The organism is Marseilla massiliensis (genome assembly GCF_023336985.1).
Classification (GTDB): domain Bacteria; phylum Bacteroidota; class Bacteroidia; order Bacteroidales; family Bacteroidaceae; genus Prevotella; species Prevotella intestinigallinarum.
In genome coordinates this window covers 13,733-37,233 of the sequence record NZ_JAMBLP010000028.1, presented here as the reverse complement: position 1 = coordinate 37,233, position 23,501 = coordinate 13,733, and the positions used below count along the sequence as shown (strand labels likewise).

The following is a 23,501-nucleotide window of genomic DNA, read 5'->3' as shown; positions in this document are numbered from 1 at the left end:
ATGACCCTACAAAAGACCAACAAGAACATTATAAAACAAAAAGTTATTACTATTCCGCATTGCAAATCTATAGAAATCGCCACTCGAAAAACCGACTAGCCCCAAAACGCACGATGGAAAACAACAACGAATAAAAAGAAAAAGGCGAAACACGATTACTTCCGTATTCCGCCTTTTGTCGGGATGAGGCGACTCGAACGCCCGACCCCTACGTCCCGAACGTAGTGCGCTACCAACTGCGCTACATCCCGATGCCCTAAAAGCGAGTGCAAAGGTACAGCATTTTTTCGAAATACGAGCAATTTTTTCGATAAAAATTTGCCTAAACCGAAAAAAAATCATACCTTTGCACCCGCAAACAAGAAATTATTGGTGCCATAGCTCAGTTGGTAGAGCAAAGGACTGAAAATCCTTGTGTCCCCGGTTCGATTCCTGGTGGCACCACTTTGAAGAAAAGCAAATAGCAGTAAACTCCTGATTTCCAAGCGAAATCGGGAGTTTTTGTTTTCCCGCAAGACGTAAAAAAGAGCGGAATATGACCGCTTCCGGTGTTCCAAAAGGTGGAGCAGAAAAGGTGGAGCGAACATCTTCACCGAACTGGATTCTTTCTCGCTGATTTGCAATGTTTTGCGTATCAAGAAAATGCGGATGGTTTCCTACTTTTGTCCCACTAAAAACTGTAGGAAAAATGAAAAGAAATTCGTTCAATGTGCTTTTCTTCATCAAGAAAGCCAAACTGTTGAAAAATGGAGAAGCCTCCGTATGTATGCGCATCACGGTAAACGGTGCGCGAGTAGAAACCAACATCCGCAAGAGCATTGACCCTGCTTCGTGGAATCAGGCAAAGGAATGTGCCCGTGGGAAAAACCGCAAGTCGTGCGACTTGAATGCCTACATCGAGGATGCCAAAATCAAGCTCCACCGAATCTTTAATGAATTGGAGGAACAACGGCAACCCATTACCGCACGTCTGTTGCAGGAAAAATTCTTTGGGCAGGATAAAGAGCCGAAAGAAATCCGCACCCTCATCGGCACGATGCAGGAACACAATGACCAATGCCGTGCGCTTGTGGGAAAAGACTATGCGCTGATTACCGTCCGCCGTTATGAAAGCTGCAAACGCTATCTCGCAGAACTTATCAAGCTGAAATACGGGAAGGAGGATTTACCGCTGACGGAAGTCAACGGTGAGTTGGTCCGTGCCTTTGAGTTTTACCTCAAAACAGAAAAATCCTGCCAACAGAACACCGTCATCCGTTACATGAAGTGCCTGAAGAAGATTACCAATTTGGCATTAGCCAATGAATGGATTACCAAAGACCCATTTGTCGGCATCAAGTTCCATGAGAAAGAGGTTGTACGTGAGTTCCTGACGATGGACGAACTTTTGACTATCTATCACAAGGATTTTCCATTGGAACGCATCCGAATCGTGCGCGATGTCTTCATCTTTGCAGCGTTCACCGGGTTGGCGTTCATTGACGTACAGCAACTTTCTCCCGAACACATCGTAGAAGATGCGAATGGCAACCTGTGGATTCGCAAGACACGGCAAAAGACAAAGAACATGTGCAATATCCCTTTACTTGACATTCCTTTGGAAATTCTCCGCAAATATGCCGACCATCCCATTTGCCAAAAGAGAAATGTATTGCTGCCTGTTCCATGCAACCAGAAGATGAACAGTTACCTGAAAGAGATAGCCGATTTATGCCTGATAAAGAAGAATTTAACCACTCACGCCGCGCGGCACTCGTATGCGACCTCGGTCTGCCTCGCCAATGGTGTGAGCATAGAGAATGTAGCTAAGATGCTCGGCCACTCCAATATAAAAATGACACAACACTATGCCCGTGTATTGGACAGTTCCATTTTGCGTGATATGACTAATGTACGGAATGTACTTTCTAATACAAGGTAAGAGTTATGGACAGGGAAATCATTACAATCAATGAAAACGGGGCGGTCATAATTCCGACCGTTCCCGTTTGGATGACACAGCAAGAAATGTGCGATGCGTTCAATGTGCTCTGTTGCGATATTCGCAGGGTTATACGAACCATTTATAAAAATAAGGAGTTGTTGGAAAACGATACCATGCGCTATATCAAACAGGACAACGGGATAAGCTATGATGTGTACAGCCTTGAAATGGTAATAGCCGTTACCTTCCGGCTGCGGACTAAGGAATGTATGGCTTTCAGACGTTTCATCATGGACAAACTCTGTTCAGCCTATAGCGGGAATCCCGTCCATTTGTTCTTTTCGCTATCCAATACCCATCCACGATGTACGTGTTAGGATGAAGCAAGCAAAATGACCTTTCTGTAAAGAGTAAGCCGATGGCGACAGGATAACTGCCCGGCCATCGGCTTGCTCTGTTTTACACGTGTCATATCACGTTTCCAAGCGGTAGGCGTTCCGATACCCGCTCATCACCATCTTTTCGATGTCTGATTCCTTGTACAGGATTTTGCCGCCCAACTGGTAGTAGGCAATCATCCCGTTGTTGCGGTAGTCTTGCAAGGTGCGGCGGCTCACCTTGAGCCATGCCGAAACCTCCTTGTCAGTCAGGAACTGTTCGTTACTTGGCAAAGTCTTACAACTTGCGCCCATTCTCTCGATGCCTTCCAGCAGGACATCCAACTTTTCTATGAAGCCGACTTCCAGTTCTTGGTCGGCAAAAATCAACTCATTCATAAATTGCAGTATTTACAATGGATTTAGTGGTACGTTAAATTCTACTTGTCAAATGGTTCTGCCACGCCATGCGGCATCCTTGCGCCTGTCCTCCACGAGCCGGACAATACTTTGAATGTCCTCCGGCTTGTAGAAAATCTTGTGCCCGATTTGCGAGTAAGCCAGTGTCCCGTTGTCGCGGAGCGTCTGCAAGGTGCGGGGACTGATGCGCAACTGCTGGCAGACATCCTGATTGTCCATCCAGCGGCTGAGTTTCCCTTTTTCGCGCTTACCAATGATTTCATTCACCCGGTCGGACAATAGGTTGAGCTTGCCGACCATTTCCTCATACTTTTCTTTCGAGATAATCACTATGTTCATTTTTATCTTGTTTTTGTTGTTAATAATCCGTTTCGTCTGCAAAGTAAAACCAGTGTCTGCATTAAACAATGGCTTTGCAATTAGGCGGCAGCTTGTGGCAGCAAGTGGTAGGGAGTGGCGTTGTCCGCCGACCTGTAACGGCTGTTCCAAGCGTCCGCGATACAAAGGAAAGCGAAACCCGGCTTAATCCAATCACTTCATACCTGCGTGGCAGCATTTGGCGTCGGTCTGGTAGCCTCTGGCGTTCTTCAAATCTCCAAGCGGCTATCAGGGCAACCGACATTACCCCGGACTTCATCCTGTATGACATCCAGACTGATGCCATATCCCTTACGGACTCATCTTGATGGCAAATCGGCGCAATGTCCACCGTCAACCTAATGCGTATGATGCAAACCTGTACAATATTGCCATACCGAACCCAATCGTTTGACGACCTGTAATGTATCCGCTTTCTTTGCGGTCGATAATCGGTCAAATGTGCGCACTGTGACCACTATTGTTAAACATTTAATTCAAACAAGTATGAAAAAGAACGTAAGCAGTCAGTCAATGGATGCAACATTGCAAACATTTTTGGGAAACCTATCAAGCAAGGAAACACCGAGGTTAGAACCGCAGCCTGCCGCCACGCAGGGGCAGACAAGCGTGGTTGTACAGGAAACGGCTAATGTACCCATACCTGAACAGACAGACGAAACTCCACAGGCGGTACGCCGCATCAGCGGTAAGCAACGCCGGGCATCGTTGGAGGAATACAAGGAAACCTTTCTTCCTGTTCCGTCCATAGAAGACCGCAAGCCCGTGTTCCTCAGCCGCAGCACGCGCGATGCCCTCGACCGTATCGTCCGCATGTTCGGTGAACGCAAGATGAGCGTGTCTGGACTGGTGGAGAACATCGCTCGGCAGCATCTTGCCATCTACGGTGAGGACATCGAGGCATGGCGTAAACTCTGAGAATTAAGAGACGAATTGACGGGATGTAGTTTGGGGTTACTCTGAACCTGTCCAACGGAGTTTTGAGGGGAGCAAGTTTGTGTTTCGGGCATACCGAAACCTCCTGCTCCCACTCCCAAACTCCGTGGAAGCCGCATCCCGTTGGTCTAATAGGTAATCACATTCTAATCAGTAGAAATCAATGGAACAGAAAAAGAAATTTGATAGAAAGAACAAGGGAGGCCGTCCCAAGAAGGGAGCGGCTGACAAGCTGAAATACCGCCTCACGGTGAAGATGGCGACATCGGACTACTATATGCTGAAAGGCAAGGTACGGAGTGCGGGCATCTCCGCCGGGGAGTTCCTGCGCGGATGCATGAGGGGCGGACAGGTGAAAGAGCGGCTTACGCCGGAGCATACGGGTTACATCCGCCAGTTATGCGGCATGGCGAACAACCTGAACCAGCTTGCGCACAAGGCGAACGCGGCTGGCTTCGCCAACGTGAGACAGGAATGCCGTGTACTGGTCGCACGTATCGAGGAAGTGCTTAACCTAATCCTTTTATGATAATTGAATATGATTGCTAAAATCATCAAAGGAAGCAACTTCAAGGGTGTGGTAAGCTACATTCTTGACAAGGAAAAGGGTGCTAAAATCCTTGTCTGTGACGGCTTGTTTGCCGATAGCAAGGGAACAATAGCGGGCAGTTTCGAAGCACAGGCAAGGATGAATTCGAAAGTGACGAAGCCTGTCGGACACATCGCATTGGCCTTTTCCAAGGAGGATGAGCACCGTCTTACCGACCGTGAAATGGCAGGAATAGCGTTGGAATACCTGAAGAAAATGGGAATAACCGATACGCAATTCCTTATCGTGCGCCACTTCGACAAGGAGCATCCGCATGTACATATCGCCTTCAACCGCATCGCCAACGATGGCAGGACAATCAGCGACCGGAACGAACGGATACGCAGCACCCGCATCTGCAAGGAACTGACACGGAAGTACAGACTGTACTTCGCCGACAGCAAGGAACAGGTGAAACGCCACCGCCTGAAAGAGCCGGACAAGACCAAATACGAGCTATATTCCATCCTTAAATCTGAAGTTGCAAGGTGTGGAAACTGGTGGCAATTAATGGTTAATATGGAAAAACAAGGCGTGGAAGTGCGGTTCAAATACAAGGGCAGTTCGGACGAGGTGCAAGGTGTCGTATTCTCCAAGAACGGCTACTCGTTCAGCGGTTCCAAAATTGACAGGCGGTTCAGCTACTCCAAAATAGACGCAGCATTGAACGCCAACCGACATGAGGAACGGCAAAGGGTGATGCACAATCAGGTTACAGAATACTTGACACCCCAACCCGAGCCAAGCGGCTGCAATGAATTGTACAGCGGCTCCATCGGCCTGTTCATGCCTGACAATACAAACCCCCAAGCGGACGAGAACCATTTTGAGGAACAGCTAAAACGTAGAGACAAGAAAAAGAAACAACGTAAAATAAGATTCTAAATATGGATAATAACGAAGTTTATGCGCTCTTCGAAGACATCAGGAATGGCTTGAAGGGCATCAATGACAAATTGGAGAACGCTCCAAAAGTAAGTAACGACCAATCAAGGGAGCAAGTTCCTGCAATGGATTTGGCTCCCATAAAAGAGTTGTTCGATAGTTCTGCAAAGGAGCATCATGCACAGACGAAAGCCATGCTGACCAAGTTCGGGGAGGCGGAGGTTTACGCATCAAACAAAATTCTGCGCCTGTTGCGTGACTTGAAAGAATTGTTTGTCAGAAGTTCGGAAGAGCGGAAAGGCGAGCCGCAGGAGCATATCTACCGCCATTGTTTCGACATCAGGTCGAGCAAGGTCTTTTCTCTTTTGGTCGGCATGGGTGTCGTGTGCAGTCTTTCCATCTGGGGCAACATCAAGCTTTGGAAATCCAAACGCCAGTATGCAGACGATGCCTTGAAGTTCCGCGTCATCCGTTCATGGGGTGGTTGTGACGCAAAGACCATCCTTTGGCTGAATGACGTATTCGACATCCGGCGTGACGAGAAGACCATTGAATGGCTGAGCCAAGAAGCTGATGGTTATGACAGGGATTTGAAGGCTGTTTCCGATAGTTTGATACAGGAGAAATTGAAAGTGGAACAAATCCAAAAGTAAAATATGGCACGCATAAAACGACCGATACGACCTCCATAAGGAAACAGCAATACTCGAATTTCAATCATAAGAGTAATTTCTTATCAAAACCTGAATGATTTTGGTGAGTATCACTATCTTTGCGCAGGATAATTAAAAAAGGGCTCTAGTTTAACAAGGCGTTGTAAAGTGGCATATTAATTGCATATATCTTTTTAAAAGGAGGTTATCATGACATATAATGAAATATTGTCAGCCGCCCAGTCTTTGTCAGAGACAGAACGGCAATCTTTGTTGCAGGCATTGAGTGTTGGCAATCAGTGCGAGGCGACAGTCCCGGAAAGCTCTCGTTTGTCTGCCTCGTTGGGAAAACAGGGCTGCTGTCCTCATTGTGGAAGCAACCGCTACTACCGTTTCGGCAAGGACCACGGAACGCAACGCTTCAAGTGCAAGGATTGCGGCAGGACTTTCACCGAATATACCGGCACGTGGCAGCAGAAGCTCCACAAGAAAGGGCTTGTGAAGGCATACATGCAACTGATGTCCGAACAGAAGTCCCTTGACAAGATATCCGCCGCCCTGCACATCAACAAGAAGACAGCTTTCGACTGGCGGCACAAGATATTGCGTTCCCTGAAGCAGGACGAGGGCAGCTCGTTCTCCGGAATAACCGAAAGCGACGAGACGTTCTTTGACAAGTCCGATAAAGGCTGCCGCCACCTGAAGCGCAAGCCCCGCAAGCGTGGTGGAGGGACAAAAGGCAAGGGCATATCCAAGGACAAGGCTACTGTCATAGTGACTGCCGACAGGAAGAACGACCTCAACATGACATTTTGTGGCTATGGACGGCTGACAAAGAAGGAAATCACGGAAAGCCTGCGCACTCCTCTGCCCCAAGGGACGGTGCTGTGTTCGGACGGCCATGTCAGCTACAAGGGATATGCAATGGACAACCATATTGAACATGTCGTAATCAGGGCAGACCTTGGCCGGCACGTCAAGAGGGGATTTTTCCATATCCAGCACGTCAATTCACTGCACAACAGGCTCAAGAAATGGCTTAACGGGACATTTTGGGGCGTCGCCACGAAGTACATGCAGGACTATCTCAACTGGTTCAAGGTGAAAGAGACCGTGCTGAAGTTCTGCAATGACCAGGCAGATGAACTGCTTGGACTTTCCATGAACCATTATAATGTCAAGTTTGCAACGGTATAATTAACTAAAGCCTTAAAAAAGCTGTATCTGATTGATACACAGAATGGAATTGAGGAGTATATGATTTTAGGTAACGATTTAGCGACATTCAGAATGCTCTGACCTGCTGCGGTTTACCTCATAGCTTCAAACAACTCTTTTATACTTGCAAAGTATACTTTTTTTATCCCATACCGCCAAATCATTACCGGTTTTTTAGGGATTTTGCCGTTACCTTGTTTTGGAAACGGCTTCCGGTTTGATGTCGTAAGCCCATTTCAGAAGCGGCACAAGCAAAGAAAAGCCCACGATGACCACAATGTCATAATACTACGTGAACAGGTATAAAAAACTTTGAAAAAGTTGTGGGAATGAGATCTTTTTAGTATCTTTATAGTTGACAATCAATAAGTTACATAAAAATACTCATTCCACATGACTGGTGCAAATATAATAGAAATTTTCTGTATTCTCGATGAGTTCTGCAAATATTTTGCCCCCAAACTGAAAAAACACACGCTGGACACATCAGGCAAACGTCGTCGCAATCTCCCGTGCCTCATGTCCGACAGCGAGGTGATGATAATCCTCGTACTTTTCCATACCATGCGCCACCGCGACCTCAAGTCGTTCTATCTCGGTTACGTCTGTAACCACATGTGCGCGGAGTTTCCACACCGCTTGTCATACAACTGGTTCATCGAACGCCAGGTCAAGGTGGGACAGCATCTTTTGCTGTTCCTCCAGACATGCGTATTGGGGAAATGTACGGGAATATCCATTATCGGCTCCACTCCATTGAAGTCATGCAATATAAAGCGCGCTCACAGCCACAGGACGATGAAAGGATGGGCGGCCAAGGGCAAGTGTATGTACGGATATGAGAACGAGACCATCATCGACTGTAGTTGTACGCTGCTGGAGCCGCATAAGGGATATACGGATGGAGAAGTGGTATGGGATTACGGCAAGGGAAATTGTCGTGAGACTGATAAACAGCAAGGAAGTGGTAAGAAGCCGTGATGATGTATTGATTTTTGACTAACCTTTATAAATATACTGCTTATGTTATATGATTATAAAAAAGAGGACGTAAGACCAATGTGTCTGGTGTTAGAGGACGGATTGACCGTTGATGGCGAGTTTATAAACTTGAGAATTTCCATGGAAACGCTGCCGTAAGGCAAGACTTGGTATCATCTTCACCATGCGGATGATGACGATACAGAACCGGCAACTGTCAAGAATGGTTGTGTAGCGGTAAACTTTTTCGGCACTTTGATTTGCGAACAAGTAAACGGTATCCGTGATAACGAGGAATTTGTCATTAATTATTCCGTTCACATGAAGGTGTCCGTTCCGCTTTAAGGAATGCCGGATATTACCTTTCTGCCTTTTCCCATTTCATTCCCTCATCGGCGAGACAGAACCGGCGGCTATGCGGTTGCGCTTCCGTCTTTCTCTTTTGGAGGACAGGACACTCTGGTTTTTCCTCGCCAAAAGCATCCAACTTTTCCGGTCGAACCGTAGGCTTTCTTGCGCCTCCATACAGACCATCCGGCTGATGGCTTTCATGTCTGCATCATTCCCTTTATGACCGGTTTCCGGAAACGTTACCGCTGCATAGAATATGCGAACCGTCCTTGCACGGGCAAACCGTATGAAGTGTTTTCCTCTTTACTTTTTCCCGAATTGTCCTTTTGAGAAGCTACTCATTTTTCCGATGCAAAGTTAACGTCCCGCTTCGATGGCCTTTCATTGCCGTCGAAGCGAGCGTTGCACTTCCACCAATAAAACAGTCCGAAATATTCCTTTATTTTCCTGTTCGTAAAACTTAACACATAGCGTCTTGATATATCTGAAAATCATTGAAACCATCGAATTAGACTATATGAAGCCTTTATCTTATTTCGATAATTTCTATCATCATCTCTTTGACGATGCAAAAGGTAATGAAATTTTCATTCCTACAAAATATCACGCCATTTCTTCACATTGTTTTCTAATATTGCGTTAAATTGTAGTTTTGAACAAATAATCCCAATATATAAACGCTCCGCAACTGAGCCACGCATTCAGCCTAGCTCATACTGTTTGGAGATGTTTCATCCGTTGTTCCAATGCCGTTGTGCACAAGTCATATTAATACAAAACACGACAATCATTATTTTTTGGTGACAAGCCTCATTACAGAAACTATTAATAATTAAACTTCACCTTGCCATGAATGTCAGCTGCCGATGAGCCCACATAAATAGTGAACGCGCCGCGTTCAGCTACCCATTCATGCCTCTCCTCGTCAAAATATTTCAAATCATCGTCGTCAATGGTATAAGAGACCAATTTGGTTTCTCCAGGTTCAAGCTCAACTTTTTCGAAATGTTTAAGTTCCTTTACCGGGCGGATTACCGAAGCCTTGTCGTCACTAACATAGAATTGCACAACTTCCTGTCCTGCGACATTTCCGCTGTTACGTACCGGCACCGTTACCGTGCGCCCGCTAATCGTTGGTTTACCGTAGCTGAATGTAGTATAACTCAAACCGAAGCCAAAGGGAAAGCGCACTTTCGTTTTAAAATAGTCAAACCAGCGATAGCCTAAAAGGATGTCTTCGCCATATATTTCTGTTTCATTCTTCTTTGTTCCGTCTCCCGGTACAGTACAGAAATCTATACCTTTCCAACCCTCAACGGCAGCTTTCAGCAACCGGGCGGAATTCAGCGGCTTTCCCTCTTCACCGCCAAAAGGTTGCGGCAGCTTGTCGGGCGACACTCCGGGATAACCTACGGCACCCATTTTGTGGGCAGGATAGTCATTGAGTTTGTAAGCGAATGAAAACGGAAGTTTTCCGGATGGACACACGTCTCCGGAAATAATATCAGCCAAAGCATGTCCGGCCTCGCTTCCGAGATACCACGACTGCACCAGAGCCTGCGCCTTGTCGAGCCAAGGCATATCGTATGCGTTTCCGCTCACAATCACCAATACCGTGTTGCTGTTGGCGGCAAGCAGTTCGGTTATAAGCCGGTCTTGTCCGAAAGGAAGTTGGTAAGATTCGCGGTCACCGCCCTCGCAGTCTTGATTATGATTTTTATTCAGCCCACCGATATAGATGACATAATCGGCCGTTTTTGCTTTTTCAACGGCTTCATTGCGGAGCGAATCATAAAGGGATTGCGACAAAGCATCTACTTTACCATACATCGCGCGTCCTGAAACATAGCCTTTCACATACTCTATGGTACATTTGTATCCGAACCGCTCCTTAATGCCACGCAGTGGCGACACTTCATCGCGAGGCTTTAGTTCGCTTGAGCCTCCGCCCGCACATAAGCTGCGGGTTGCATTTTCGCCCACCACTAAAATTTTCATATTGTCTTTAAGATCAAGAGGAAGAATACCATTGTTTTTCAACAGTACTATGCCTTCCTGAGCTATCTTACGCGCAGCAGCGACGTGTTCGGGGGAATTCATTGAACCAAAGCCGTGATTGCCGGACATGGCCGTGCGCACTATAAGGCGGAGCATGCGCCTTGCCTTGTCATTGACAACAGAGTCAGGAACCTCGCCTCTGCGGCATTTCTCAAGATAGGCCCTTCCGAGATAGTAGTCATCATACGAATTTATAGGTGCTTCTGCAGAAAGACCGTCAGTGAAGCTGCCCATTTCAAGGTCAAGGCCGTTAAAAATGGCCTCATCCGTGTTATGTGCGGCCCCCCAGTCAGTAATCACGGCTCCGTCAAATCCCCACTCTTTCTTCAGAATATCGTTAATCAAACGGGCGTTATGAGTCGCATGTTGATTAAGATATTGATTGTAACTGCCCATTACGCTCCATGCGCCTCCTTCGACTACAGCCGCATGGAATGGGCGCAGATAAAGTTCGTACAAGGCGCGGTCGGAAACCCGCACGTCCACGTGGTCGCGGAATGTTTCCTGTTCGTTAAGCGCGTAGTGTTTCAGACAGCATGCCACGCCATTAGATTGAAGCCCTTGAATATAAGGTACGCACATCCGCGAAACAAGATACGGATCCTCTCCCATATATTCAAAGTTGCGACCATTAAGTGGCGTGCGGTACAGATTGACGCCGGGGCCCAGCAAAACATTCTTTTTGCGATAACGGGCCTCTTCACCTACCATTCGTCCATAAAGGTAAGCCAGCTCCGGTTGCCATGTGGCAGCAAGGCAGGTCAGGGCGGGAAAAGCCGTACACGAATCATTGGTCCATCCGGCATGGTCCCAGCTATTCCAGCATATTTCCATCCTGACACCATGAGGCCCGTCGCTGCAATAAAGTTCAGGGACGCCTAAACGCGCCACACCCGGACTTGAGAATTTTGATTGTGCATAACTCAGGCGAATTTTCTCTTCAAGGGTCATCTTGTTCAAAAGCGTTTCCACCATTGACTCAATATCATCGTTGTCGGCAGCACTTAAGGTCAGCGCACCAAACATAAAAAAAAGGAAAAGAATTTTTTTCATGATTTTCAATTTGTTGTCAACATAAGCCAGAAAAGCAAGCCGTTGCACTTTATAATTGGCAACGGCTTGTATTCACACATAGAATATGACAAATCTAAAATAACGTGATGTTACTCTTTAGTAATCTTTGTAATCGTGTAGCCGTCGCCAACAAAAATGGCTCCATCCTGTTCGTTCATGAGCTCTATAGAGTAGTCGGTAAGCGCAAACTCCAGAACCATAGATCCACTAATCGCAATATCACCACGCTCGGGATCACCTTTTCCTGTAAGGATATTGTTCCACCAGGCGGTAGTCATGGTGCCCTGTCCCTCACCGGTAACATACGCACGGACTATATCGCCGCTCTTTACCAAATCTTTAAACTGCGTCTGGAGAAGAGTGAACGGTGTATCCCATGTTACATTGAACGAGCCTTCCCAAAGCGTTTCTTCCGAGACAGGAAGTTCTTCGCAGACTTCAATCTTATCGCCGCCATAAACATTGCCATCGCTATCAGTAAGAGTTATGCGGTATGTGCCGAGAGCAAGGTCGCTTGGTACAGTGTATTCCACATAGTCATAGCCGTTATTGGGAACGAAAGTAGCAGCCGCTTCCTTGTCACCGATGGTTATTTTCACTACTTTGTCCATATTGGTGCCATGTAATTTCGCCGTCATGCCCGGAACAACCTTACGGTCGCTTGTGGCGTCACTGGGAGTCGGGTCGCCGTCAAGCGCCAAAACGACAAGTTTGCCCGTTCGGGACGTTTGTTTCCCCTTTGTCGTGGTAGCGACAATCTTCAAGATATATTCTCCAGCCAAAAGCGGTGATAGTTGTATTTTAGTGCCTTCACAGACTTTCTCGTCGTCGATGAGCCACTCTACAGTGGTGTAGAGGGCAGGGGTCACTACGGCTGAATCAACCAATTCCGCATCGCGTGAAATGGTCTTGTAAACGGCCGGTTCACCGTTTTCCCAATCGCCGAACCACGGAAGGAGTATTTGCGGAAAATCATCCTCGGTGGCCGTGATGAACCCTTCGTTGTCTTCAGAGCAGGAGCAAAACATTCCCATGGAGAGGACAACCATTGCCGTTACCAATTTATATAATGTCTTTTTCATTTTCATTCAATCTGTTAATCTGTTATTCTATTGATTCACTAAACTTTTCAATGTCCATGAAATTCTGTTCGTTGACATCCCACCATACACGGTGGTGCCAATCGTCTGTTCCACCCAAACGGTCCACCGCTTCCTCGTAATTTACGCTGTTGTACCTGGCCTCAAGCAGCGGATAGCGCAGGCGTACAGGCGTTTGCATGTTAGGGTCTTCGTGAGGGAAGTCGCCGCGGACAGGAAGCAAGGTGCGGTCGGCCAGCGCAGGATAGTCTGAACGGCGGAGGTTAGCCCAGCCTTCGTTGGGGTTTGTAAGATGGAGAATCCATGCCTGGGTGTTGATTGACTCGCGGGGATTGTCGCCCAACGGGTTTTCCGCAATGTATTCATTTATCTCTTCGTCGGAGATTTTTGAGACAATATCGTAGTAGTTGTTAAGCATCTGCATTGATGCACGAATGCCGGCTTCATAATGACTTTCTGCGTCGCCCGGGACATTCCAGCCTTTTGAAGCGGCTTCGGCAAGTAGGAATTCAACTTCGGCATAGGTTATGAGTATGCCGGGACAGTCGGCATTGCAGAAAGCGACAGCTATGGTAGGCCTAATCATACGGGCCGGATAGTTGTTCTTGTCATATCCTTTGTCAGGATAAAGCGTTGCAAGTGAATCCAAGGTGGGAATGTCGCTATTTGCAGGGGCACTCACCCACTCGCTCCACCAGGCGTCGCCTACATTGCACGGAACGATACCTTCACCGCCGCGCTCGCCCCAAGCCAGCACCTCGTCGGTAACGTCAAAGTTGCCTGACGTATCGGTCTGGCTGCGTGTGGTGTGGATATAGCACCGGGCGATGCGGTAAAGACGCGGGTCGTGCATCTTTTTCATATAATCAAATAAGGTGGAGCTGACAAACGAAGGCGACTGCGGGTCTTGCCCGTATATCATCTCGCTAAGTGCGTTGGCCCTGAAATCAAGGTCGGCGGCGCCGTCATAAAGCGTGAAGGGAGCGTCGATGTATTTTATGTAAGCATCTTCGTCGGCCGATGAGATAATACCGCCGTCGGCATTTAATGCAGACTCAAATTCGGTACGTGCTCTTTCCGGAGCGACATCGGAAATACGCATTGCATAACGCAGGCGAAGAGTGTTTGCATATCTCTTCCACGCTTCAGGGTCGCTGTTTAACGAAGTGACATCGCCCGAAATGATGTCGGTGCCCGTGCCGAGCTGCGCGGCACACGCTTTCAGCTCAGAGAAAATGAAGTCGTAGACTTCTTCCTGCGTGTCATACTTCGGTGTGGCATTGCCGTTGATGAACGACATTCCGGCCTCTGTGCAAGGAATGTCGCCATAGATGTCAGAGAGTACGGCCATCATGTAAGCACGGTGGATGCGCAGCGCGGCATTGGTGTTCGGCATATCTCCAGTGCGATGGATGGCATCTACAAGGTTCTTTATGCTTATCTGATAATAACGGTTCCACGGATAAGCCATTTCCGAATCTTTCGGATAAACCGCTCCGGCATAGTTGGAAACATTCCATCCTCCGGCATAATACTGCGTAAAGCCGGTGATGTAACTGCGGTAAGTGTCCATCAGTGAAAAGTCTCCGTATGTCTGCAGCAGGGCAGTGGTGAGCTGCGCGTTCGGGTCGATGGTTTCCGCCTTCGAGTCGTCGGTATTCACATCCTCCATGTAGGAGTCGGAGCAAGAAGAGAGCCCAGCGCCAAACGTCAGAAGCATCATTAGCGATGCTATGTTAAAAATATGTTTTTTCATAATCACAATGTCTATTAGAATTTCACATTTACATTAAAACCGTAGCTACGGCGTGACGGAAGCGAACCGTACTCAAGCCCCATGCCTGATGTGTTATAGTTAGAGTCAGGATCGATGTTCGGGATGTTCTTCCATACGATGAACGGGTTACGAGCCACAAACGAAACAGAGAGCGACTTTACAAACTTGCCCAACATCTTTTCAGGGAAAGTGTATCCGAACGTGATTTCGCGGCACTTGATGTAAGAATTGTCGTAGATGAACAATGCAGGAGCCTTTTCGGCAACGCTCTTCCAATAGTTCTGCGGGTTCACGGGGTATGTGTTCTTGCTGTATGTTCCATCGCCGTTGTCTATCACGCCGTCTACAATAAGTCCCTCACACTTGCCGGCTGCACGCCACTCTGCCTCTGTCATGCCGGCAGCCTTACGGGCCTCTTCCGAGCGGTACCACTCTTCACGTCCTGCGAGCGTGCCCTTGGCCTTGCCCGTGAGGTAGGCTGAACGCATCGAGAATGAATAGAGATCAGCTCCCATTTTCACATCGAATGCAGCAGTAAGATGGAAGTTCTTGTAAGTGAACGTAGAGTAAAAACCACCGGTCCAGTCCCAAGTGGAGTTGCCGAGGGTCTTAAGATTTTCGTCATAAAGGGGAAGACCCGTATTCTTGTCTATGAGGATGTCACCATTCTCATTGCGCTTGAAATCTGTACCGAGAATAGAGCCGTAGTTCTTTCCTACCTCAGCACCCACCGAGACACCGGCCCAGCTCGCATCAGCCAACTGAAGATAATCCATGCCTTCTACAAGTCCGAGGACCTTGTTCGAGTTCTTTGAGAAGTTGATACCTGCGTCCCAAGCAAAATCCTTGATTTGGAGCACACGGCCGTTGACTGCCAACTCGATACCCTTGTTCTGTATCTTTCCGGCATTGACAAGACGGCTGGCATACCCGGAAGCCGAAGACGAAGCAAGTGCTATAATCTGATCCTTTGAAATCTGGTTATAGTATGTAAAGTCAATTCCCAAGCGCCCGTTGAAGAACTTGAGCTCAAGACCGAGTTCGTAAGAGCTGGTCATTGTCGGCTTAAGGTTGCTGTTCGGCTCAGTGTTGTTGTTTATCATGCCTATGGTGTAACCCGGGTATTTGTATTTACCTGTCGAATAGATCAGGCCGAGCTGGTACGGGTCAGTGTCAGAACCTACTTTCGCCCATGAGGCGCGGACCTTACCAAAACTTAAGATATTCCGTTTCTTCAGGAAGTTTGAGAATATGACGCTACCTGATACAGAAGGATAAATATACGTGTTGTTTGCTGCCGGAAGCGTTGATGAACGGTCGCCACGGACAGTCCCCTCAAGGTAGTATGTCGAGAGATAGCCAAGGCTTGCACTTGCATACAGAGAATTTATCTGCTTCTTGTAAGTGCTCGGTTGCACATTCTGCTCTGCATAATTTATAATTGAAACCACACCGTCCATTTGCTGGTCAGTGCCGGTAATGACGGTTGTCTTGTTGTCTACCTTAAATATGTTTCCACCCACAGTGGCATTGAAGTCGAAGTTACCCCAGTTGTTGTTATAGAGGGCGAGGAGCTCAGCATTCAGTGTACGGTTATTGAAAATCGAATTGGTGAGCTTACCGGGAAGGACGCCTGGAGTAGAGCGGGCGATGAACTCATCGAAGTTCATGTTGTTGATGTCCGTACCAAGCGTTCCCTGGATTTTCAAGTGCTTGTTCACATTATAAATGGCTTTCACTGTAAAACGGAACACATCCTTCGCTGACGTGTTGTTGTTCTTGTAGAGGTCCCAGTACGGGTTTATGTTATACTGGTCGTTACCATTCCAGTTGGCATAAGTGCCGTCTGCATTCTGGTAGTTCTTAAGCCATTCAACGTTATATGTGCCAGCCAGGGTCATGAGGTTCTTGCCCACGTTGCTTTGTGAGTTGGAGAGTGCGGGACGGTTCTTCACGTTCTCACGCACATAGTTGGCCGTAAAGTCGAAATCTACAGGGCCTACGGAGGTTGTAACGCGCAGGTTGAAATTGTCACGGCTCATGTGTGAGTTGGGAAGGATGTCCTTGTTACGCATATCGGTAAAAGAGAAGCGGATACCCGTCTTGCCTGTGTTGACACTCAATATTGCCGAATTCTGGGCCGTAAGACCTGTACGGAAGAATGAGGATGTGTTGTTCGGATACATGAGGAACGGACGCACAGAGCCGTCAAAATACGTCTTGTCTATCATGTCGGCCTTCACGCCCCAGCTCGAGTTTGTGCCTGACGAGGCATCAAGCTGGTACTGTCCGTTATCTCCCATACCGTATATCTCCTGCACGTCGTTCCACTTTGCGAGCTGAGTGTCGATAGTCAGCGAGCCGTTATACTCAACAGAGATCTTCTCCTTGTCCGCCTTTTTAGTTGTGATGAGGATTACACCATGCGACGCACGTGAACCGTAAAGGGCTGAAGCGGCCGGGCCTTTAAGCACGGTCATCGTCTCTATATCGTCAGGGTTGATGGCAGATATACCGTCACCAAGGTCGTAACCTCCCTGCTCGCCGGCACTTCCAAAGTTGGTATTGTCCAAGGGTACGCCGTCAATTACGTAAAGAGGCTGGTTGTTGCCCGTCAGTTCGGTCGTACCGCGGAGCATGACTCTCGTTGAACCGGCAGCGCCACCGGCCGTATTGGTGACAACAAGACCGGCAACCTTGCCGGCGAGCGAGTTCATGACATTGGTCTCCTTTGCTTTGGTCAGTTCGGCACCTTTTATTTCTGACAGTCCATAGCCGAGAGCCTTGCGGTCACGCTTTATGCCAAGTGCGGTAACAACCACTTCGTCCAGCGTCTCCGAGTTTTGCTCAAGTTTGATTTTCAGACTGTTCTGAGCTTTCACACGTACGGATTTGTATCCTACGTAGGAAATCTCAAGCTCGTCACCGGCGTTGCACTGTAAGGTGAAGTTACCGTCAAGGTCAGAAATGACTCCCTTGGAGGTTCCAACCACCTTCACTGACACGCCGATTAAAGGTCCTGCCTCATCAGAGACATTTCCTTTTACTGTAATTCCTGTCGGGGCTGCCACTATGCCTGCGTCTGCACTTCTTGGCGCTGCTGGCATGAGCGCAGGCGCAATAAGGCTCGCCCCAAGCATACATAACACTAAGTTAGATCGTTTAATTACCATAATAATATTTAATTTTAGGATGTATTCTTTTTATCCGTTGACGGAATAATTTGTGCCTCTTAATTGCAAGAGCTTACGATATGTCGCATTTCCGCAGTTTTTACTTACGGTTTTTGTATGCTTCCGACACTTCTGCAAGAAGTATCTTTTCATAGCGTGAATGACAGCCTTTTGAAAGGCGAAAAGCCATGTTTTGCAAGCTGAAAGAACACTGTTTAAAACCGTAACATTCACCGTAACGCTCAAAATAACTCCGCTAACGCGTGTATTTTATTGTTCACATGGGTTTTGCACTCTCTGCAATCCCTTCTTTAATGCCTTTGATTATCCAGTCTGCTTTTATCTCCATGTTTTTATTACGGTCAAAGATGCCGAACATGTCAGCGCCGTTGCCGAACCGGTTGTTGTCCCAGATGAAAGTTGAAAATCCGCGTTTGCGCGCCTCTGACACCAATGTCTTGCAGTAATAAGTCATATTCTCGTGCATACGGTCGGCTTCGGAACCTTTGTAATGGTCGGTGAGGCCCCATTCTCCAATCACAATGCCCAATCCTTTCGCGCCCCATTCGCTCGCAAGTTTGTCGAAGTAATCAGTCATGGTCGTCTCATCGCTCTGTGCCGCTTTTCCATACTGCTTGTACGGCTTGCCCCAGTAGTAACATTCGCCGCTGCCGGCATATTCCCACGGATTGTAATAATGCAGCTCCACGCTCATGTAATCATTACCGTTGCCTTCAATGTCTTTAGGGATTACGAAGTCGCCGTTGTACAGGCCGAAATCGGCATTGCACACATACGTCTGCACAATCAGGTGGCGTTTCGTGTTGTTTCCGCCTGTGGCCCGCACAATGTCGATGAATGTCTGGTTGTAGGCATTCTGCACATCAAGGTTCTCAGCGGTAGGCTTTCCCCAGTTGTCAGGCACATGAACCTCGTTGGTGCCTGCAAAAGCCACGCGGTAATCATATTTGCCAAGCTCATTGGCAATGTTCATCCACAGCAAAGCCAGCTTCCGGCAGTTTTCTTCCTTGTCCGCATAAAAGGGACGGCTTTCAAGCCATTTCTCGTGGTGTACGTTGACGATGACTTTCATGTCATATTCCAGACACCAGTCTATCACCTCCTTTATTCTGTCCATCCACGTCTTGCTGATGCTCATGGCCGCAGGGTTGGTAATGTGGCATTGCCATCTCACAGGTATGCGTATGGCATTGAATCCGGCATCATGCACGGCCTTGATGGTTTTCTTCGTGACCACCGGGTTTCCCCATGCCGTTTCCGCATTGTCGGCACCGTCAGGTTCGCCGATGGCCACAGACTCACCGTCCTGCCCCGGGGCAGAACATTCAAACTGGTTGCCAAGGTTCCATCCGGCAGTAACTTCGCTATTCCATTGCCGGGCTGTCATTTGGGCGTGACACAGTATTGCAGTAAACATCAGTGTCATCAGCCAACTAATCCTTAAATTCGTTTTCATGATGATGATTTTAATTTTATTTTCAAATATGTTGCAAAACAAGTAAAAATTTCACAAGAGAAGGTACATTACCTATTTATAAAGGTTTGATGAATGTCTTTCGTCTGGAAACAAACCCTATTCCGCGAGGAATAAAACCTCCGCTCCTATATTTGCAGATGTTATTTGCCATAATGATAATTTATTTTAAACAGTTTGTCATTGCTTTCCCGGAGTTGAGCTCTTGAACTCCTCAATACGCTTGGTGGTAAGCGGATACAGCACCATCAGGCCCACTATCAGCAGCGCGATGAATGCCGGAATGTAGCTCATCGTCAGTTTCATGCCGAAGATGGCGTCAGGTGTCTGTGTGGCGGCATTAGGCTGAAGACCGAAAAAGCTGAACAAAAGCAGCACGGCCGAACCGGCGATGGCACCCCCGAACTTCTGGGCCATTGAGCCAGAAGAGAAAATAAGGGCGGTAGAAGCCGTGCCGTGTTTGTAGTAAGAATAGTCGGCCACATCGGCGTACATGCTCCATACCAGCGGACTGACCACTCCGGTGAAGATGCTGATAAGCACCTGAAGCAACAATATGCAAATAAATCCTTCGTTGCTTAGCGGCATATAGAAGAACAGAATGCTGAGTGCGCCCATTGCCACGGCAGAGACTATGAACGTGGTTTTCTTGCCCAGCCGCTTGCTCAAAGGCATGGCGCACACCACCCCTATCATGTTGCATACTTCGCCGATGGCAAGAAATACGCCTGCAAAGAAAATGAATGAGAAGAAACCAAAGTCCACGATATTGTCATCCCCAATGTAATATTTGAAGTAATAGGCCACCGTAGCGCCACGCACCGTGTTGAACAGGTTAGTGCAGAGGGCTGTGCAGGTAATCATCCACCAAGGGAAATTCCTCACCAAAGAGCGAAAATCGTTCATCAGCTTGTCTCCCTTGACACCCTTTACGTGCTCTCGGGTCAACAGGAAACTGCCGATGAATAGCAGGAAGCACACCGAGGCGATGACAATCATTGCGCCCTGCCAGGCGCCAGCCAGGCCTCCGACAGAGAGAAAAGACAGATTATTGTCGGAAAATAACTTGCACAATGGTTCCCAAGCATACAGGGCAATGAACGAGCCGCCATAGGCGAAGAACATGCGGTAGCTTGAAAACACGGTCTTCTCGTAGCTGTCGGATGTCAACACGCCAAGCATCGAGGCGTAAGGCACATTAATGCAGGTGTAGACCGTCATCATCAGAATGTATGTGATGTAAGCATAGATGAGGCGTCCATGCTCGTCAAAATCGGGTGTGGTGAACAACAATACACCACTGATGGCGAAGGGCAGCGAGAACCACAATAGGTAAGGACGGTACTTACCCCATCGGGTGTTGGTACGGTCACAAATGATACCCATCATAGGGTCGGACACAGCATCCCATACACGCGTCACAAACATCAGAGTGGCGGTATGGGTGAGTGACAGGTTGAATATATCACTGTAAAAAATGGGAAGATAATAAGAAAATATCTTCCAGAACATGGAAGACGCCATGTCTCCCATGCCATATCCTATCTTTTCAATCAGTCTGGCCATTATAAGCAGATTTCTATGAACTTCGTTTTTTACTTTACATCTCCACCACTACAACATGCTTGCCCGGAAGAGCCTTCACTACGTTGCCTTCAACGGGCTTTCCGTCAACAGTGAGCCGGCTTACGCCTTTCTGCTTGCCGTTAGGGTTCTTCACGGTGATGGTAAACTCGCTGTTACGCAGTTTGCGCCTTACGGTGTACTCCTTCATCGTCTCAGGCAGGCAGGGGTCTATCTCCAGTCCGTCATAGGTAGGGCGTATGCCAAGTATATACTGGGTAATGGCGAGCCAGTTCCATGCGGCTGTACCCGTGAGCCACGAGTTTTTACCCTCTCCCGGACGTGCGGCATCCTTGCCTGCCACCATCTGGCAATAGACGTACGGTTCTACCTTGTGAAGCGTCTGGTCCTTTATCCACGCCGGGCATATCTTAGTGTAGTGTTCCCAAGCGTCATCGCCGCGCCCGGCCACAGTCTCGCCGATTATAACCCACGGGTTGTTGTGGCAGAAGATGCCGGCATTCTCCTTGTAACCTGCCGGGTATGACGAGATTTCGCCCATCTCTACGTGATAAGTTGTGAAGGCCGGGTTGTTGAGCACCATGCCGTGTTCGCTGTCAAGGTAACGCTTGCAGGAGTCAAGGGCCTTGCTTACCATGCCTTCTTCCATTCCTATGCCGGCCATAGTGCAGAAACCTTGCGACTCGATGAAAATCTTGCCTTCCTCGTTTTCATGGGAACCAATCTTGTTGCCGTAGAAGTCATAGGCACGGAGATACCACTCTCCATCCCATCCGTACTTCTTTACGGCCTCAACCATATCATCGACGCAGCCTGTCGCGCGTTTAGCCTCAACCTCCAGACCACGGGCACTGCACAACTCGGCATACTGACGACCGCAGAAGACAAACAGCCCCGCTATCATAAGCGACTCCGCCTTTGATCCCTCGGAAACGTTCTCTGTGGTTTGGAACGACTCGTTCGGATTCCAGGAAAAGCAGTTGAGGTTGAGACAGTCGTTCCAGTCTGCACGACCGATAAGAGGCAACTTATGAGGCCCGAGATTCTCCACCACATGGTTGAACGAAATGCGAAGATGCTCCATGAGCGGCACTTCTGAACCCGGTTTGTTGTCCCAAGGCACTTTCTCGTCCAAGATGCTGAAATCTCCCGTCTCCTTGACGTATGCCACCGTGCCAAAGATAAGCCACATGGGGTCATCATTGAATCCGCCGCCGATGTCGTTGTTGCCACGCTTGGTGAGGGGCTGGTATTGGTGATAGCAGCCGCCGTCTGGGAATTGCGTCGAGGCGATGTCTATTATGCGCTGGCGGGCGCGCTCCGGCACTTGGTGAACAAAGCCCACAAGGTCTTGGTTGGAGTCGCGGAATCCCATCCCACGGCCAATGCCGCTCTCGAAGAAACTGGCTGAGCGTGAGAAGTTGAACGTAATCATGCACTGGTACTGGTTCCAGATGTTCACCATGCGGTCAAGACGGTCGTCGCCCGTAGAAACCTGGAATTTGTCGAGCAGTCCGTTCCACATGGCGTGCAGTTCGTCAAAAGCCTTGTCCACAGCCTCAACTGTGCTGAATCTTTCGATTGTTGCGTGAGCCTTTTCCTTATTCACGATGGTGCGATCGAGGGCGCCAAGCGAAGTGATGAGCGTAGGGTCGGCGTGTGGGTCGGCGTATTTCTCTTCTTGTGCATTTTCGACATAGCCAAGCAGGAAGATAAGGTCTCTCTGTTCGCCCGGCATAAGGCTTACCTCTATATAATGTGAAGCTATCGGACTCCAACCGTGTGCCACGGAACCGGACGGCTTGCCAGCCATGACGCACTGGGGATTGGCCAGTTCATTGTAAAGGCCGACAAACGACTCACGGTCGGTATCGAAACCGTCGGCCCGTGCATTTGCCAAGGCGTAATAAGCATAGTGGTTACGGCGCTCCTTGTACTCCGTTTTATGGTAAATGACCGTAGAGGATTCTCCCTGCTCTATCTCCACCTCACCAGTGCTCAGGTTGCGCTGGAAGTTCTCCATGTCGGTGGCTGCGTTCCACAGACACCACTCGGCAAACGAAAAGAGTTTCACGGTCTTCTTCGTGTCAGTGGTGTTGCGGATGGTCACCTTCTGCACTTCGGCCCATGTGTTCAATGGCACGAAGGAAAGCTCCGAGACCTCTATGCCGTTCTTGCTTCCCGTTATGCGGGTGTAGTTCAGCCCATGGCGGCACTCATAACTGTCGAGTGGGGTCTTGCACGGCTTCCAGCCGGGACTCCACACAACGTCTCCGTCCTTAATATAAAAGTATCGGCCGCCGTTGTCCATCGGTACGTCATTGTAGCGGTAGCGCGTGATGCGGCGGAATTTGGCATCCTTATAGAAAGAGTAACCTCCCGCCGTATTGGATATGAGGCTGAAGAAATCCTCATTGCCCAGGTAGTTAATCCAGGGGAATGGAGTTGCCGGGTCGGTGATTACATATTCACGGTTTTTGTCGTCGAAATGTCCGTATGTCTTTTTCATTGTTCTGTTTTGTGAGAAA

Annotated in this window: 16 protein-coding genes, 2 tRNA genes and 2 pseudogenes; 10 read left to right on the top strand and 10 right to left on the bottom strand. The window is 48.3% G+C overall.

Features of this window, described 5'->3' with window-relative positions; translation table 11 throughout:
• Positions 1–178: 178 nt before the first annotated feature.
• Positions 179–251, bottom strand: a tRNA-Pro gene (locus tag M3089_RS13925).
• Between the two features lie 120 nt (positions 252–371).
• Between M3089_RS13925 and M3089_RS13920 the strand changes: the two genes are divergently transcribed.
• From M3089_RS13920 to M3089_RS13910, 3 genes are all read left to right on the top strand, one after another.
• A tRNA-Phe gene (locus M3089_RS13920) sits at positions 372–444 on the top strand.
• A 244-nt stretch (positions 445–688) separates the two neighbouring features.
• Entirely contained in the window at positions 689–1,921 is a 1,233-nt protein-coding gene (locus M3089_RS13915; protein ID WP_249084740.1) for a site-specific integrase, read from the top strand.
• Positions 1,922–1,926: 5 nt separating this feature from the next.
• On the top strand, positions 1,927–2,301 hold the full coding sequence (locus tag M3089_RS13910) for a transporter (RefSeq protein WP_249084738.1): 375 nt from the start codon (positions 1,927–1,929) through the stop codon (positions 2,299–2,301).
• Between the two features lie 96 nt (positions 2,302–2,397).
• Here the strand turns inward: M3089_RS13910 and M3089_RS13905 are convergent, their stop codons facing one another.
• Together M3089_RS13905 and M3089_RS13900 are read right to left on the bottom strand one after the other, a co-directional pair.
• Positions 2,398–2,700 carry a helix-turn-helix domain-containing protein gene (locus tag M3089_RS13905; RefSeq protein ID WP_178264689.1) on the bottom strand — a complete coding sequence of 101 codons (303 nt, stop codon included), beginning with the start codon at positions 2,698–2,700 and terminating at the stop codon, positions 2,398–2,400.
• A gap of 48 nt (positions 2,701–2,748) precedes the next feature.
• Positions 2,749–3,060, bottom strand: coding sequence for a helix-turn-helix domain-containing protein (locus M3089_RS13900; RefSeq protein WP_178264690.1), 312 nt, complete (start codon positions 3,058–3,060; stop codon positions 2,749–2,751).
• A gap of 525 nt (positions 3,061–3,585) precedes the next feature.
• Between M3089_RS13900 and M3089_RS13895 the strand changes: the two genes are divergently transcribed.
• The 7 genes and pseudogenes from M3089_RS13895 to M3089_RS13865 form a co-directional block, all read left to right on the top strand.
• On the top strand, positions 3,586–4,017 hold the full coding sequence (locus M3089_RS13895; RefSeq protein ID WP_178264692.1) for a DUF3408 domain-containing protein: 432 nt from the start codon (positions 3,586–3,588) through the stop codon (positions 4,015–4,017).
• Between the two features lie 181 nt (positions 4,018–4,198).
• Positions 4,199–4,564 (top strand): MobC family plasmid mobilization relaxosome protein, encoded by a 366-nt coding sequence (locus M3089_RS13890; protein ID WP_178264693.1) that lies wholly within the window; start codon positions 4,199–4,201, stop codon positions 4,562–4,564.
• A gap of 9 nt (positions 4,565–4,573) precedes the next feature.
• Entirely contained in the window at positions 4,574–5,509 is a 936-nt protein-coding gene (locus M3089_RS13885; RefSeq protein ID WP_249084736.1) for a relaxase/mobilization nuclease domain-containing protein, read from the top strand.
• Between the two features lie 2 nt (positions 5,510–5,511).
• On the top strand, positions 5,512–6,162 hold the full coding sequence (locus M3089_RS13880; RefSeq protein ID WP_249084734.1) for a hypothetical protein: 651 nt from the start codon (positions 5,512–5,514) through the stop codon (positions 6,160–6,162).
• A gap of 210 nt (positions 6,163–6,372) precedes the next feature.
• On the top strand, positions 6,373–7,359 hold the full coding sequence (locus M3089_RS13875) for an IS1595 family transposase (protein WP_249084732.1): 987 nt from the start codon (positions 6,373–6,375) through the stop codon (positions 7,357–7,359).
• 414 nt (positions 7,360–7,773) lie between these two features.
• A pseudogene (locus M3089_RS13870) lies at positions 7,774–8,220 on the top strand (transposase); the annotation flags it as partial.
• 318 nt (positions 8,221–8,538) lie between these two features.
• Positions 8,539–8,706: pseudogene (locus tag M3089_RS13865) on the top strand (hypothetical protein); the annotation flags it as partial.
• A gap of 831 nt (positions 8,707–9,537) precedes the next feature.
• Here M3089_RS13865 and M3089_RS13860 read toward each other — a convergent pair.
• The 7 genes from M3089_RS13860 to M3089_RS13830 all read right to left on the bottom strand — a co-directional run bounded on the left by M3089_RS13860 (position 9,538) and on the right by M3089_RS13830 (position 23,482).
• Positions 9,538–11,823 carry a glycoside hydrolase family 3 C-terminal domain-containing protein gene (locus tag M3089_RS13860; RefSeq protein WP_394802293.1) on the bottom strand — a complete coding sequence of 762 codons (2,286 nt, stop codon included), beginning with the start codon at positions 11,821–11,823 and terminating at the stop codon, positions 9,538–9,540.
• Positions 11,824–11,933: 110 nt separating this feature from the next.
• The gene (locus M3089_RS13855) at positions 11,934–12,926 is read right to left on the bottom strand and encodes a hypothetical protein (RefSeq protein ID WP_178264697.1); all 993 of its coding nucleotides are present in this window, start codon (positions 12,924–12,926) and stop codon (positions 11,934–11,936) included.
• A gap of 22 nt (positions 12,927–12,948) precedes the next feature.
• Positions 12,949–14,700, bottom strand: a complete 1,752-nt coding sequence (locus M3089_RS13850) for a SusD/RagB family nutrient-binding outer membrane lipoprotein (RefSeq protein ID WP_249084729.1) — start codon at positions 14,698–14,700, stop codon at positions 12,949–12,951.
• Positions 14,701–14,714: 14 nt separating this feature from the next.
• Positions 14,715–17,828: a SusC/RagA family TonB-linked outer membrane protein gene (locus tag M3089_RS13845; RefSeq protein WP_249084741.1), complete on the bottom strand. Its 3,114-nt coding sequence runs from the start codon at positions 17,826–17,828 to the stop codon at positions 14,715–14,717.
• A 343-nt stretch (positions 17,829–18,171) separates the two neighbouring features.
• Entirely contained in the window at positions 18,172–19,371 is a 1,200-nt protein-coding gene (locus M3089_RS13840; RefSeq protein WP_249084728.1) for a glycoside hydrolase family 5 protein, read from the bottom strand.
• A gap of 198 nt (positions 19,372–19,569) precedes the next feature.
• Positions 19,570–20,955: an MFS transporter gene (locus tag M3089_RS13835; protein ID WP_249084726.1), complete on the bottom strand. Its 1,386-nt coding sequence runs from the start codon at positions 20,953–20,955 to the stop codon at positions 19,570–19,572.
• 34 nt (positions 20,956–20,989) lie between these two features.
• Positions 20,990–23,482, bottom strand: coding sequence for a GH36-type glycosyl hydrolase domain-containing protein (locus M3089_RS13830; RefSeq protein WP_178264702.1), 2,493 nt, complete (start codon positions 23,480–23,482; stop codon positions 20,990–20,992).
• Between the last annotated feature and the right edge of the window lie 19 nt (positions 23,483–23,501).